The organism is Bradyrhizobium sp. RDM12, from assembly GCF_051917485.1.
Taxonomy (GTDB): Bacteria; Pseudomonadota; Alphaproteobacteria; order Rhizobiales; family Xanthobacteraceae; genus Bradyrhizobium.
Genome location: NZ_CM133064.1, coordinates 7,508,811 through 7,523,316 on the forward strand (window position 1 = coordinate 7,508,811; position 14,506 = coordinate 7,523,316).

Annotated in this window: 9 protein-coding genes and 3 pseudogenes; 8 read left to right on the forward strand and 4 right to left on the reverse strand. The window is 63.8% G+C overall.

Going from position 1 to position 14,506, the window contains the following annotated elements:
• The first annotated feature begins 17 nt into the window (after positions 1 to 17).
• Positions 18 to 686: a hypothetical protein gene (locus ACTGJ9_RS36585; protein ID WP_456674988.1), complete on the forward strand. Its 669-nt coding sequence runs from the start codon at positions 18 to 20 to the stop codon at positions 684 to 686.
• 19 nt (positions 687 to 705) lie between these two features.
• Positions 706 to 2,853 (forward strand): CHASE2 domain-containing protein, encoded by a 2,148-nt coding sequence (locus ACTGJ9_RS36590; protein WP_456674989.1) that lies wholly within the window; start codon positions 706 to 708, stop codon positions 2,851 to 2,853.
• A gap of 29 nt (positions 2,854 to 2,882) precedes the next feature.
• Here ACTGJ9_RS36590 and pobA read toward each other — a convergent pair whose 3' ends face one another.
• Positions 2,883 to 4,055, reverse strand: a complete 1,173-nt coding sequence (gene pobA / locus ACTGJ9_RS36595) for a 4-hydroxybenzoate 3-monooxygenase (protein ID WP_456674990.1) — start codon at positions 4,053 to 4,055, stop codon at positions 2,883 to 2,885.
• 49 nt (positions 4,056 to 4,104) lie between these two features.
• Between pobA and ACTGJ9_RS36600 the strand changes: the two are divergent.
• Positions 4,105 to 5,029, forward strand: a pseudogene (locus tag ACTGJ9_RS36600) (helix-turn-helix domain-containing protein).
• A gap of 8 nt (positions 5,030 to 5,037) precedes the next feature.
• Here ACTGJ9_RS36600 and ACTGJ9_RS36605 read toward each other — a convergent pair.
• Positions 5,038 to 5,427 carry an SPW repeat protein gene (locus ACTGJ9_RS36605; RefSeq protein ID WP_456674991.1) on the reverse strand — a complete coding sequence of 130 codons (390 nt, stop codon included), beginning with the start codon at positions 5,425 to 5,427 and terminating at the stop codon, positions 5,038 to 5,040.
• A gap of 93 nt (positions 5,428 to 5,520) precedes the next feature.
• Positions 5,521 to 6,536 (reverse strand): annotated as a pseudogene (locus ACTGJ9_RS36610) (GlxA family transcriptional regulator).
• 54 nt (positions 6,537 to 6,590) lie between these two features.
• Between ACTGJ9_RS36610 and ACTGJ9_RS36615 the strand changes: the two are divergent.
• The 3 genes and pseudogenes from ACTGJ9_RS36615 to ACTGJ9_RS36625 all read left to right on the forward strand — a co-directional run bounded on the left by ACTGJ9_RS36615 (position 6,591) and on the right by ACTGJ9_RS36625 (position 9,905).
• Positions 6,591 to 6,980 carry a nuclear transport factor 2 family protein gene (locus tag ACTGJ9_RS36615; protein WP_456674992.1) on the forward strand — a complete coding sequence of 130 codons (390 nt, stop codon included), beginning with the start codon at positions 6,591 to 6,593 and terminating at the stop codon, positions 6,978 to 6,980.
• A 77-nt stretch (positions 6,981 to 7,057) separates the two neighbouring features.
• A pseudogene (gene pncB / locus ACTGJ9_RS36620) lies at positions 7,058 to 8,361 on the forward strand (nicotinate phosphoribosyltransferase).
• A gap of 236 nt (positions 8,362 to 8,597) precedes the next feature.
• Positions 8,598 to 9,905 carry a GGDEF domain-containing protein gene (locus ACTGJ9_RS36625; protein WP_456674993.1) on the forward strand — a complete coding sequence of 436 codons (1,308 nt, stop codon included), beginning with the start codon at positions 8,598 to 8,600 and terminating at the stop codon, positions 9,903 to 9,905.
• A 9-nt stretch (positions 9,906 to 9,914) separates the two neighbouring features.
• Here the strand turns inward: ACTGJ9_RS36625 and ACTGJ9_RS36630 are convergent, their stop codons facing one another.
• Entirely contained in the window at positions 9,915 to 10,427 is a 513-nt protein-coding gene (locus tag ACTGJ9_RS36630) for a TetR/AcrR family transcriptional regulator (protein ID WP_456674994.1), read from the reverse strand.
• A gap of 158 nt (positions 10,428 to 10,585) precedes the next feature.
• Between ACTGJ9_RS36630 and ACTGJ9_RS36635 the strand changes: the two genes are divergently transcribed.
• Both ACTGJ9_RS36635 and ACTGJ9_RS36640 read left to right on the forward strand, forming a co-directional pair.
• Positions 10,586 to 10,852, forward strand: coding sequence for a hypothetical protein (locus ACTGJ9_RS36635; protein WP_456678742.1), 267 nt, complete (start codon positions 10,586 to 10,588; stop codon positions 10,850 to 10,852).
• 227 nt (positions 10,853 to 11,079) lie between these two features.
• A complete protein-coding gene (locus tag ACTGJ9_RS36640) occupies positions 11,080 to 14,487 on the forward strand; it encodes an acyl-[ACP]--phospholipid O-acyltransferase (protein ID WP_456674995.1) in 3,408 nt (1,135 codons plus the stop codon).
• The last annotated feature ends 19 nt before the right edge of the window (positions 14,488 to 14,506 follow it).

The window sequence follows — 14,506 nt, forward strand, 5'->3', positions numbered from 1 at the left end:
AACTGGATGAAAAAGTCATGAGAAGCCTGATCGGCGCGATCGCCGGCGTATTTTGCCTCGCGGCGCCCGCCATTGCCGAGACGCCCGCCGCCATCGTCGAGGACGTGCAGGGCAAGATCGACGGCATCGAATTCATGGACTACGTCGCGCCCGGCAAGATCATCAAGCTCGGCCCCAAGGCCGGCATCACGCTCAGCTATCTGAAATCCTGCCTGCGCGAGACCATCACCGAAGGCGTCGTGCTGGTCGGCGCGGAGCAAAGCACCGTGCAGCTCGGCAACGTCCAGCGCGTCAAGGTGCCCTGCGACGCCAACGCCGCGCAACTCTCCGAGCGCGAGGCGAACCAGAGTGCGGCGACCACATTCCGCACCATGCGATCCGATGCCGGCAGCGCACCCGCCAAGCTGCCGACGATCTACGGCACAGCCCCGCTGATTCAGGCCAAGAGCGGCAGCACCCTGGTGATCGAACGCACCGACGGCAAGGAGCCCACGATCAGCCTTCCCCTCAAGAGCGACATCATGGTCGCCGGAAAATTCTATGACCTCTCGAAAGCCGGCAAGTCGCTGACGCCGGGCGGCAGCTATCTCGCGAAGCTCGGCACCAAGCGCTACATCTTCCAGGTCGACGCCAGCGCGACCTCGTCGCCGACGCCGATTGTCGGCCGTCTACTTCGGCTCGAATAGCCGGGCCGCGACAGCAACGATGCGGCGGATCGGCAGACGGGACATCGTTGCGGCGATCCTGATTGCGCTCGCAACGGGCGCGGCTTTCACGTCTCCACCGTTGCAGAACCTGCAAGGTCTCTCGCTCGACATCCTCACGGCCTTGCGATGGCGGCTGGTCGGCGACCACCGCGATCCCGCGACATCGCCGGTCGTCGTCGTGGCGATTGACGGCGAGACCTACGACACACCGCCCTTCAAGGGATCGCCGACCCAGACCTGGACGCGCGAGATCGGCCGGGTGCTCGGCAGCATCACCGGGGGCGGCGCCAAGGTGATCGGATTTGACGTCATCTTTCCGAGCTTGATCGAGCAATCGGAAATTCCCTTTGGCGACACATCGTTCGGCGACCGTGTGAGGGGATTTGACCGGGATTATCTGATCGCGCTGCGGAAGCTGTCCGACAGCGGCAAGCTCGTGCTCGGCGAAATTCTCAGCAACGACCATCCGGACAGGCCGGATCACGCGCAGCAGCTGGCGGTAAAAGACAACATTCGCGCCCTCAACGTCCATACCGACGCCGACGACGTGATCCGGCGGATGCCGCTGAGCTTTTCCATCGCAGGCCAACGGGTGCCCACGATGCCCGTCGAACTCGCCGCGCGCGCACTCGGTGCCAAGCCCGAGATCGGGCCGACCGGCATGACGGATTTCTCCGGCTACGCAATCCCAGGCGCGGTCCCCAACGCGCTCACGCTCAATTTCCGCGGCATGGGGCGCGACGTCCCCACTTATTCCTTCGCCGATTTGCGCGCCTGCGTCGAAAAGGGCGACACCGAGTTCTTCCGCCGCGCCTTCGACGGCAAGATCGTGCTGCTCGGCAGCATCCTCAATTTCGAAGACCGCAAGCTCACCTCAATGCGCCTGGCCAGCGGATATGACGGGACACCCGGGCCGCGATGCGCCCTGCCCGCGTCTGCGAGCACCGCGCAACAAGCCCGCAATGCGCTCGCCGGCGTCTTCGTCCACGCCACGGCCGTGCGAAATCTGCTCGAGCATGACGCCATCACCGAGCTCGGCTTCCCGCTGCGGATGATCCTGACAATTGTGTTCGCGGCGATTATCGCTGCTGCCGCCTGCCTGCTCGCTCCGGTCGGCGCGGCGGTTACCTGGCTTGGGCTCACCGTCGCCTACGCTGCTGTCGCCGTCAGCGCATTCGCGCATGCCATAGCGTTGCCCCTGACCCAGCCCGTGCTCGCGGGTCTCGCAGCGCTCGCGATGATGATCGGCTACCGCTTCGTGATTGCCGACCGTGAGGAGCGCTTCCTGCGCAAGAGCTTTGCGTTCTATCTTGCGCCCGAGGTGATCGACGGCATGGTCGCCTCCGGCAAGATGCCGGTGCTCGGCGGCGAGATGCGCAACATCACCATGTTCTTCTCGGACGTCAGCGGCTTCTCCTCGATCGCCGAGAAAATGACGCCAAGCGAGCTGGTCGCGTTGATGAACGTTTATCTCTCCGCGATGACCGACATCATCGAAAGCCATGGCGGCTATGTCGACAAATATATCGGCGATTCCATCGTCGCGATGTTCGGCGCGCCCGCCGACGATCCCGATCATGCACGTAACGCCGTCGCCGCTGCGCTGCAATGCCGCGATCGGCTCGAGGAGCTCAATCAAGACCATCCCGCGTTCCGCGGCCGTGGCCTCGCCCATCGCATCGGGTTGAACAGCGGCGAAGCCGTGGTCGGCAACATCGGCTCGCGCCGCCGCTTCAACTACACCGTCATGAGCGATACCGTGAACATCGCCTCGCGGCTCGAAGGCGCCAACAAATATTTTGACACCGTGATCATGGCCTCCGAGATGACCGTGAACCAGAGCCGTAGCGCCTACACCTGGCGCGAGCTCGACATGGTCAGGGTGCAGGGACGCGACGAGCCGATCAGGGTGTACGAGCCGCTCGGCGAGAAGAACCAGGAGACGCAGGAGCAGGGTATCCGCACGGCAACCTACGCCAGGGGACTTGCATGCTGGCGTGCGCGCGATTTCGCCAAAGCGGCCGAGCTGTTCGAAAGCGCCGGCGACGATCCGCCGTGCCGATATTTTGCCAAGCGTGCGCGGACATTGGCGGCGCATCCACCGCCGGCCGACTGGACGCCGGTGAATACGCTGGAGGGAAAGTAACGGCAGAACGTACCGTGCGCCGCGGGAGCCTAGAACGGCAGCCCCACATAATTCTCCGCGAGCAACCGCTGCGCCGTCTCGGACGACAACAGGTACTCCAGCTCGGTCTGCTGGAGCCGGTCTTCATACTCGGAACGATCCGGCAAACGGTGCAACATCATCGTCATCCACCACGAGAAGCGCTGCGCCTTCCAGATCCGCGCCAATGCCTTGGCGGAATAGCCACTCAGCCCGGAATCGTCGCCATCCTGATAATGCGCGAGCATCGCGTGGTAGAGATAGTAGATGTCGGAGGCGGCACTGTTCAGCCCGCGCGCGCCGGTCGGCGGCACGATGTGGGCGGCGTCGCCCGCGAGAAACAGGCGGCCATAGCTCATCGGCTCGGCGACGAAGCTGCGCAAGGGCGCGATGCTCTTTTCGATCGACGGGCCGGTGATCAAGCGGTCCGCGACCTCATCGGGCAAGCGACGCTTCAGCTCCGCCCAGAACGCATCGTCCGACCAGTCCTCGATCTTGTCAGTCAGCGGCACCTGGACGTAGTAGCGGCTCAGCACCTGTGAGCGCAGCGAGCAGAGCGCAAAGCCGCGCGCATGCTTCACGTAGATGAGCTCGGACGACACCGGCCTGGTGCGCGACAACACGCCGAGCCAGCCGAACGGATAGACCTTCTCATATTCACGCAGCACGGCTTTCGGGATCGACTTGCGACTGACGCCGTGAAATCCGTCGGCGCCGACGATGTAATCGCACTCAACGCGGACCGTCTCACCGTTCGATCGATACGTCACGCAAGGCCGGTCGGAGGTTAGATCATGCGGCGTCACCTCCTCGGCATTGTGCACGACCTTGCCGCCGAGACGGTCGCGCGCCTCATAGAGGTCGCGCGTGAGCTCGGTCTGACCGTAGATCAGCACCGAATTGCCGCCGGAATGCTTGTGCAGATCGATGTGGGAGGGCACCCCATCATGGGCGATCTCGAAGCCGTTGTGCATCTCGCCCTCGCGGTCCATCCGCTCGCCGCATTGCGCCTCGCGCATCAGCCGGGCAAAACCGTGCTCGAGCACGCCGGCGCGAATGCGGGCCAGCACGTGCTCGCGGCTGTATTTCTCCAGCACGATGGTGTCGATGCCCTTCAGGTGCAGGAGCTGGGACAGCAGCAGCCCGGACGGCCCGCCGCCGATGATGCAGACCTGAACTTTCAATTTTCCGTCCTCCCGCCGGCATTCTTTGCAGATTCCGCAGCCCGAGCCGATGGAGGGTTTCGCCATTGTCTTGTACGATTCGAACATGAGAACCGTAGCGCCCGCCCCCGCCATCCGCGTCTACAATCTGTTCGGCGAAGCCGGCGACCTGCCGGACGTCGTCCATTGCGAGACGATTGCGTCACGCTCGGTGCTGCATGACTGGACGCTCGCCGTGCACCGCCACGCTCGGCTGCATCAGGTGCTGCTGATCGAGCGCGGCGGCGGCGAAGCGACGCTCGACGGACGCGTGGTGCCGCTCAAGCCGATGCAGATCGTCAACGTGCCAGTCGGCCACGTCCACGGCTTCCAGTTCGTGCCGGGGACCCAGGGCTGGGTGTTGACCATCGCGGCCGAAATCCTGGACGAGGCACTGCTCGCCGCTGAGGGACTGCGCGGTGTTCTGTCACGATCGGCCATCGTTCGCGGCACACCGCAGATCCGCGCGACGATGAAGCAGATCTTTGCCGAGCACGCCGCGCGCGATTTCGGCCGCGCGCATGTGCTGCGCGCCTTGTCCGCCGCCATGATCGGCCTCGTGGCAAGGGCGCTTACAGGCGAGAGCGGCACCGGCAGCAGCTCTGAATCAGACCTGTTCCGCCGCTTCGAAGCCCTGCTCGAACAACATCATCTGGAGCGCTGGGCCGTTGCGGACTACGCGAACGCGCTGGCGATCACGCCGACCCATCTCAACCGCGCCGACCCATCTCAACCGCGTCACGCGCGCGGCGACCGGCGACACCGCCTCGCACCTGATCCTGAACCGGCTGATCCGCGAAGCGCGCCGCAACCTCGTCTATACCAACCTGCCGGTCTCGACGATCGCCTATGCGCTCGGCTTCGAGGACCCCGCCTATTTCAGCCGGGTCTACGCCGCAGCCACTGGGTTGTCACCCCGCGCCTTTCGCGCGCAGCTTCATGGCGATGAAGGATGATCCGCACGTTACCGGCGCGCTCGCTCCTCCACGGATTCCGCCGACGCTTCCTCGGGATGCCGCTGCTCGTAATGCAGGAAGAGATCGAGCAACGCCAGGAGCACGATGACGGCGCCGAAGCCGATGCTTAGATGCATCGCCCGCGTATGCGGAAATCCGAGTAGCCAAGGTGACGCGATGAGCCAGACGCCCATGAGGACGTTGATCCATTCCTCCCAGTCCCGATAAGCGATGATGGCTGCCAGCGAAAGCACGACGATGATCGCGCTCGTGACCCAGAGGTCGATCTTGCCCTGACTGTTTGTCAATTTGAACAGCCATGGCGATATGAAGAGGACGGCCGCGAGAAACAGATTATAAACGTCCGGGACAGTTTCGCGCTCTTGCAACCTGCTCATGACACACCTCCGCGGCCGCCCCGGCGGAGCAAAGATCGGGAAGCGATTTGGTTCCCATTCGAGGTGGGCTTGCTGGCTAGACTTTGGTCTCACTCAGGAGCCGAACCGGCGTCGATAGTCCTGCGGCGCCGTGGCCAGCACCCGCAGAAAGCTGCGGCGCATGGTCTCCTCCGAGCCGAAGCCGCAACGCTGGGATATCCGCTTCACCGGCAGGCGCGTCTCCGACAGCATTCGCCGCGCCGCTTCCACCCGCAGCCGCTCGATCGCCCGAAGCGGCGTCAGTCCCGTCGCCTTGACATAGTGGCGGCCGAAACTGCGTTCGCTCATACCGGCCTCGCGCGCCAGTCTGGGCAGGGAGAGATCGCCGGCGAGATGCTTGCTGATCCATTGGTGCAGCGCGCCGAATTCATCCTCGGCGGATTGCAGCGACAGCGCCTCGCTGAACTGCGCCTGCCCGCCCGGCCGCTTGAGGAAGACGACAAGATAACGCGCCACGGCCAGCGCGGTGGTGCGGCCGAGATCTTCCTCCACCAGGGCGAGCGCCAGATCAATGCCGGCAGTCACGCCTGCCGAGGTCCAGATCGAGCCATCGCGCACGAAGATCGGATCGGGCTCCACGCGCACAGCCGGGAAACGCCGGGCGAGCTCGGCGCAATACGACCAATGCGTCACCGCACGACGCCCGTCGAGCGCGCCGGATGCACCGAGCAGAAATGCGCCGGTGCAGACCGAGGCCACCCGCCGCGCCTTCTTCACGCGCTGCCGCAGCCAGTCCAGCAGCACCGGATCGGAGGCGACAGCATCAACGCCAGGGCCTCCGCAACCACCAACGTGTCCAGGCCGCCGCCGGCGCGCGGCAGCGGCTCCGTTGCAATCTCCAACCCTGAGGACACCGTCACACGCGCGCGATCTTTCGCCACCACGCGAAGCGCATAAGGCGGCGTTCCACCGGCCTCCACGATCTGCTCGTTGGCAGTGGCGAACACCTGGAGCGGTCCGGTGACGTCGAGCAGCTGCACCGATGGATAAGCCAGCACTTCAATCACGCGTGCGGAATTCCGCGAGGCGCGCGAAATGGAATTTGGCGGAAAGCGAGGGGTCTTTGGCATTCGCGCCAAAGCGTGCCCGGTTATGATGCCGCTGTCCAGCCTCGAGGAGAGACCATGACCACGAAGACCTTTACCAAGACCGCCCCGCCGGACTGGCTTCTCGCAATGTGCAAGGAGATCAACGACAAGACCTTTGGCAAGGGGTTCGACTGTTTCGCCGAAGATGCGATCTGCAATCTCGGTGTCGCCGACTGGCACGGCCGCGAGGCGATCCGCAACAATCTGCGGCAATTCATCGACCGCGGCTTTACCGCGCTCCACGACGTGGTCGAGTTCTGGGACAGCCCCGAGCTCAAGATCTTCCACGGCAAGGTCGCGATGCGCTTCGATGACCCCAACATCGCAGCCGTGAGACCGACGATGGTCCATTTCTTCTACATGGACGAAAAGGACCCCACCAAGGTCAAGCACTGGATCGGCGCGGTGGGACCGACCGGATTCTAGCTTCCCGGATCGAGACAACAGAAACGGCTGCGTAAAACCCACTGGTTGCGCAGGGGCCGTCACGCTAGAATTCGGCCATGACAGTGACCGACATTGCGAGCCGGACCTACAATCACAGCTGGCGGCTGGATCCCATCATCCGCAGCCTGCTTGATACCGACTTCTATAAGCTATTGATGCTGCAGCTGATTCGGGAATCATACCCGGATCAGCAGGTGACATTTTCGGTCATCAATCGCTCGCGCCATGTGCGCCTTGCCGAGATCATCGACGAGGGCGAGCTGCGCGCCCAACTCGATCATGCCCGCACCATTCGCTTCACCAAGAAGGAATTGATCTGGCTCGCCGGCAACACCTTCTACGGCAAGACCCACATGTTCTCGGCGGATTTCATCCGCTGGCTCGCCGAATTCCGCCTTCCCGAATACGAGCTGCGCAAGGTCGAGGGCCAGTACGAGCTGCACTTCCACGGGCCCTGGACCCACACCACGATGTGGAGATTCCGGCGCTCGCCATCCTCAACGAACTGCGCTCGCGCGCAGCGATGAAGGGACGCGGCCGGTTCGAGCTCGACGTGTTGTTTGCGCGTGCCAAGGCGAAGCTATGGACCAAGGTGGAGCGGCTGCGCAAGCTGGAGAATTTACGGTTGTCCGACTTCGGCACCCGCCGTCGCCACGGCTTCCTGTGGCAGCGGTGGTGCGTGGAAGCGGTGAAGGAAGGGCTGGGTCCATCCTTCATCGGCACCTCCAACGTGCTGCTCGCGATGGACAACGATCTCGAAGCCATCGGCACCAATGCGCATGAGCTGCCGATGGTCGCCGCCGCGCTCGCCAAGAACGACGAAGAGTTGCGCTGGGCGCCCTATCGCGTTCTCGACCAGTGGCGTCAGACCTATGGCGGCAATCTGCTGATCGCCCTGCCGGACGCTTTCGGCACCAAAGCCTTCCTGCGCGATGCGCCGGAATGGGTGGCGGACTGGACCGGCTTCCGCCCCGATAGCGCGCCGCCAATCGAGGCCGGCGAAGAGATCATCGCCTGGTGGGAGAAGAAGGGCCGTAACCCCAAGGACAAGCTGCTCGTGTTCTCCGATGCGATGGATGTCGGCTCGATCGAGGAGACCTATCACCACTTCGCCGGCCGCTCGCGGCTCTCGTTCGGCTGGGGCACCAACCTTACCAACGATTTCGTCGGCTGCGCGCCGGACGGCTCATTCGATCTCGATCCCATCTCGCTGGTCTGCAAGGTGTCGTCGGTCGACGGACATCCCGCCGTCAAGCTCTCCGACAATCCGGAGAAGGCGACCGGCATGCCCTCGGAGATCGAGCGCTATCTGCGCGTGTTCGGCGACGCCGGTCGCGTGCGCCAGCCGGTGCTGGTCTAGTCCCGATCCAAATTCTTCCAATCGAGTAAATCCCGGGCGGCGGGATTCAAGGCATCGGCGCGTCGGTTCCGGTTTGACGGCATTTGCGGCGACATGGACGAATCCGTTTCACGACACCTTCACCCTGCGAGACAGTCTCCCGGCTTTTTCAGCGCGAGTTAAGCAGCGTTCCCGCCTCATTCGCGTTATGAGCGGAATGCTCCGCTGGGATCGTTGAGTGATTTGGGGAACGCAGGGTGTTTCGCAGAACAGCAACGTCGGCGAAGGAACGCAGCTTCCTGCACGCCACCAAGCTCGTCTCGCCTTTCGTCATGGTCGTCGTGCTTCAGGCGGCGATTGCGGGATTCAGCTTAGAGGTGATGTCATCGGTTCGCGCCTATGTCGCGGGCGAGGCGATGTGGTCGCGCTCGCAGAAGAACGCCGTTTATTTCCTCAATCGCTATCTGCATTCGGGCCAGGCCAGCCAGTTCGCGCAATATCAGGCCTCGCTCGCCGTCCCGATCGGAGACGAATATGCGAGATGGGCACTCGAGGGCGATCCGGTCGACGTCGAGCTCGCGCGCATCGGCTTCCTGCAAGGCGGCAACCATCCGGATGATGTTCCCGGCCTGATCTGGCTGTTCCGCTATTTCAGCCGAGTCAGCTTCCTCCGCGAAGCGATCCGGGAGTGGGCTGCCACTGATCCGATGCTGCTGGAACTCAGCGTCTTCGGTGAAGTCATCAAGAGTGAACTAAAAGACGGTCCCATCAAGGACAACGACCGTCTGCAATTCCTGTCGTCGCGCCTCTCGGAGCTGAACAGGCAGTTCACAGGGCATGCCGAGCGATTCTCGACCGTGCTCGGCGAAGGCTCCCGCGCCATCAAGCTGACGTTGACATGGCTCAACATCGCCACGGCCGCGACCCTGATCCTGCTCCTGATCTGGCACACGCGGCGGCTGGTGCTGCAGCGGCAGGCGTTCGAGGATGCGCTGCATGCCGAGAAGGAGCGCCTCGCCTTTCAGGCCTCGCATGACTGGTTGACCGGCATCGCCAACCGGCGGGCCTTCGAGGCGCGCCTGCAGAGCGAGCTCGATGGCCGCGGCGAAAATTCGCTGAGCCTGATCCTGCTCGACCTCGACCAGTTCAAGAGCGTCAACGACAGTTGCGGCCATCTCGCCGGGGATCGACTGCTGTGTCAGGTCGCGCGCCTGCTCCAGCAGGACCGCCGGCCGCACGATCTAGTCGCGCGGCTCGGCGGTGACGAGTTCGGCCTGATCCTGCCGCAATGCGCGCCGTTCGACGCCGTCGATATCGCCGAGCGGCTGCAGCGATCACTCGAGATGTTCAATTTCGCCTGGGACGATCGCTATTTTGCGGTGACCGCCAGTATCGGCGTTGCCTGCATTGCCGATGCCAGCACCACGCTCGAAGAGGCGATGCGCCGGACGGATGCCGCCTGCTATCGCGCCAAGGAAAGGGGACGCAACCGGGTTCAGGTCGACAACGGAAGGCCGGACGTCACTGTTGTCGCTGCGCCGCTGCGCGAAGCTGCCCGCGCGTAACCGTCGCCACTATCGTGCCGGCAAGATCCCGAGACCCAGCAGATGCGCGTCCAGGAACTGCGTCACCTGCTGGCGCAGCATCTGCCGCGGCACGGCGACCATGCGCTCTTCGAGGCCGAGCGAGATGATGCCATGGACTGCGGAAAACAACGTCCGCGACAGCAGTGCAATCTTCACGTCATCCGCATCAGGTAGCACCCGCACCAGAGGCGGATGCATCAACGCGAAGGCGTCCATCACCATCTGAAGAATGTCATCGGGATAAGGACGGTCATCCTCCATCCGATGCTCGAACAGCGAGCGCAACAGGTTGGCGTTCTCAGCGAAGAATTCGAGAAAGGTCTCGGCCAGACCATAGAGCTGGCGGACCGGGTCCTCAGCCGAAACACGGCCCAGCCGCTCCGTGAGCGCCTGAACCGTCTCCCGATTGACGGTCAGGATCACCCCGTCAAAGTCGCCGAACTCGTTATAGACGCTGCCCACCGAGCAGCCGGCGGCCTCGGCAACGTCCCGAACCTTCAATGATCTCAGTCCTTTAGTCGCGATAATGGTGCGGGCGATCTCCAGAATCTGGAGACGTCGTCGATTCTTTTTTGGTCCCGCAGCGATTCTTCTTGAACATTGTTCATTTTTAAACTACCAATGTGAACATCGTTCAAATTAACCCGGAGACCTGCAAAATGCAAACCCTCGCTGTTGATATCGCCTCCACCTTCGTCGATGACGCCGCAGCCCGCTTGAGCAGCTTCGGCCGCGCCCTGTTGCTTGTCGTCATGACCCCGATCGATCGGATCACAAACGCCTGCGACATTGCCGGCGTACTCGCCGAGCGCCGCGCCACCTTCCGGATGTGGCGCACCAGCCGCGCCCGTGCCCGCCACGGGCGCCGCCGCTTCAGCCTGCTCGGCCGCTTAAACCCCTTTCGCCATCTCGTTCACCTCACCTAAGGAGAACCGATGCGCAGGCGAGTCCGCTCGAATGCGTGGACCGGCCGCAACAAACCGGATGTTTGCGAACCTAACGAGACCACTTGGAGACCAACAGGATCGGAGGGACCGAAGGGACAGAGCAGGCCACCATCGTCACCCTGCAATCAATCCTCCCATAGCCATCCGGTCGTGACGTTTCACCAGCAACGCAACACTCAGACTGCTCTTCCAAGACAGGACTCGTCATGATCAGGGATTTGATGTCGTCACGCCGCTTTGCGCCGCTGTTCTGGGCGCAGTTCTTCTCGGCACTCAATGACAACGTGCTCAAGAACGCACTCGTCATCATCCTGCTTTACAGCGCTGCGACCGGTCACGGCGATGCGCTGGTGACGGTCGCAGGCGCCGTCTTCATCTTCCCCTATTTCATCCTGTCAGGGCTCGGCGGCCAGCTGGCCGACAAATACGTCAAATCGGTCGTCGCAAGGCGGCTGAAATTCACCGAGATCTTCGCTGCGGCGTTCGCCGCCGCCGGCTTCTTTCTACATTCGGTGCCGCTGCTGTTCGCGGCGCTTGCGCTGTTCGGCATCATCGCCGCCCTGTTCGGACCCGTAAAGTACTCCATGCTGCCGGACCAGCTCGAACTTGGTGAGCTCGCGACCGGCAACGCGCTGGTCGAAGGCGCGACGTTCATGGCCATCCTGCTCGGCACCGTCGCGGGCGGCCAGTTCGTGGCCGGCTCCGCCCATATGGGCTGGGTCGCATCGGCCGTGGTCGTGCTGGCCTTGTTGTCGTGGGCCTTTGCCTCCCGCATTCCGCAAACAACGCCCTCCGCGCCCGATCTGCCCGTCGATGCCAATCCCTGGACCTCGACGCTCGGCCTGTTGAAGACGCTTCATGCGGATCACCGGCTCTGGGACGGTACGGTGATCGTCTCCTGGTTCTGGCTGGTCGGCGCGATCGTGCTGTCGCTGCTGCCGGCGCTGGTCAAGGACGTGGTCGGTGGCAGCGAAGGCGTGGTGACGCTGTGCCTCGCGATCTTCGCGATCGGCATCGCCATCGGCTCGCTGTTTGCGGCCCGCCTGAGCCACGTTCGCCCGAACCTCGCGCTGGTTCCGATCGGTGCCATCATGATGGGATTTGCCGGCATCGACCTTGCCTGGGCCATCGGCGTCACCGCGAAGGCGAACGACATCGCGGCGGTCGATTTCGCAACCTCGTTTGCGGGGCTGCGCATGCTGGTCGACTTCGTCGTCTTCGCGTTCGGCGGCGGAGTGTTCGTCGTTCCGTCCTTCGCCGCGGTGCAGGCCTGGTCGGAGCCGTCCGAGCGCGCCCGCATCATCGCCGCCGGCAACGTGCTGCAGGCCGCCTTCATGGTGCTGGGCTCGTTGTTCGTCGCGCTGTTGCAGGCGGCCGGATTGCACGTTGGCTGGATCTTCCTCGGCCTCGGTGTTGCAAGCTTCGGCGCGGTGTGGTTCGTGCTGACGAAATGGGGCAAGGACGGCGTACGCGATTTCGGCGGGCTCTTGTTCCGCGCCCTGCTCCGCACCGAAGTGCGCGGGCTCGAGAACCTGCCGCCATCAGGCACGCGCATGTTGATCGCGCCCAATCATGTCAGCCTGATCGACGGCCCGCTGCTGCACGCCGTGCTGCCGATCGATGCGAGCTTCGCGGTCGATACCGGCATCTCGAAGGCTTGGTGGGCCAGGCCGTTCCTGCGTGTCGTCAAGCACTACACCATGGACCCGAGCAAGCCGCTGGCCGCACGCGACCTGATCAAGCTCGTCGCCGCCGGCGAACCGGTCGTCATCTTCCCGGAAGGTCGTATCACCGTCTCCGGCTCGCTGATGAAGGTCTATGACGGTACTGCGATGATTGCCGACAAGGCCGACGCCGTGGTCGTGCCGCTTCGCATCGAGGGCGCCCAGCGCTCGCATCTCAGCTATCTCAACAGCAGCCAGATCAAACGCTCGTGGTTTCCGCGAGTGACGGTCACGATCCTGCCGCCGGTCAAGCTTCGGGTCGATGAGCAGCTGAAGGGCAAGGCGCGTCGCAATGCTGCGGGCGCCGCGCTCCAGGACGTGATGATCGATGCGATGGTCAAGAACGCCATGCTCGACCACACGCTGTTCCAGGCGCTCGGCCACGCCTACCGCGACCGCGACACCGGCAAGGTCATCGTCGAGGACGCGCTCGGCACCAAGCTGACCTATCGCAAGCTGATCCTGGGCGCGCAGGTCTTGAGCCGCAAGCTCGAATCCGGCACGACAGTCGGCGAGAATGTCGGCGTGCTGCTGCCGAACTCGGCGGGCGTCACCGTCGTCTTCATGGCGCTGCAGAGCATCGGCCGCGTTCCGGCGATGCTCAACTTCTCCGCCGGCCCGGTCAATGTCCTCGCCGCCATGAAGGCTGCGCAGGTCAAGACCGTGCTGACCTCAAAGGCGTTCATCGAGAAGGGCAAGCTCGACAAATTAGTGACAGCGATCTCCGCTGAGGCGCGCGTCGTTTATCTCGAGGACGTCCGCGCCTCGATCGGTACGGCCGACAAGATCAAGGACCTGCTCGCCGGCACCGCATCGCGCGTTGCCCGCGAGGCCAACGATCCAGCCGTGGTGCTGTTCACGTCGGGCTCGGAAGGTACGCCCAAGGGCGTGGTGCTGTCTCACCGCAACATCCTCGCCAACGCCGCGCAGGCGCTGGCGCGGGTCGACGCCAACGCCAATGACAAGGTGTTCAACGTGCTGCCGGTGTTCCACTCCTTCGGGCTGACCGGCGGCATGATGATGCCGATGCTCGCGGGCATTCCGATCTACATGTACTCCTCGCCGCTGCACTACCGCATCGTGCCCGAGCTGATCTACCAGACCGGCGCCACGATCCTGTTCGGCACCGACACCTTCCTCGCCGGCTACGCGCGTTCGGCGCACGCCTACGACTTCCGCACCTTGCGTCTGGTGATCGCTGGCGCCGAGGCGGTCAAGGACCGCACGCGGCAGGTGTTCATGGAACGCTACGGCATCCGCATCCTCGAAGGCTATGGCGTCACCGAGACGGCGCCGGTGCTGGCAATGAATACGCCGATGGCCAACCGTCCCGGCACCGTCGGCCGGCTGTCGCCGCTGATGGAAAGCCGCCTCGATCCGGTCCCCGGCATTGAGGAAGGCGGACGCCTCTCGGTGCGCGGACCGAACGTGATGCTTGGCTACTTGCGGGCCGAAAATCCCGGCGTGCTCGAGCCGCTTGCCGAAGGCTGGCACGACACCGGTGACATCGTGGCGATCGACGCAGCCGGCTTCATCACCATCAAGGGCCGCGCCAAGCGCTTTGCCAAGATCGCAGGCGAAATGGTCTCGCTCTCGGCGGTCGAGAGCATCGCGACGACGCTGTGGCCGCAGGCCGCATCGGTCGCCGTGTCGATCCCTGACCAGCGCAAGGGCGAACGCATCGTGCTGCTGACGACGGAGAAGAATGCCGAGCGCAGCGCGATGCAGGTCCAGGCCAAGGCGATCGGCGCCTCCGAGCTGACCGTGCCCGCGGCGATCATGGTGGTCGATAAGGTGCCGCTGCTCGGCACTGGCAAGACCGACTATTTTACGGCAACGACGACGGCCCGCGAGCAGGCGACGGCAACATCGGAGCGCGAAATTGCGTGATACACGCCCCGCGACGGTC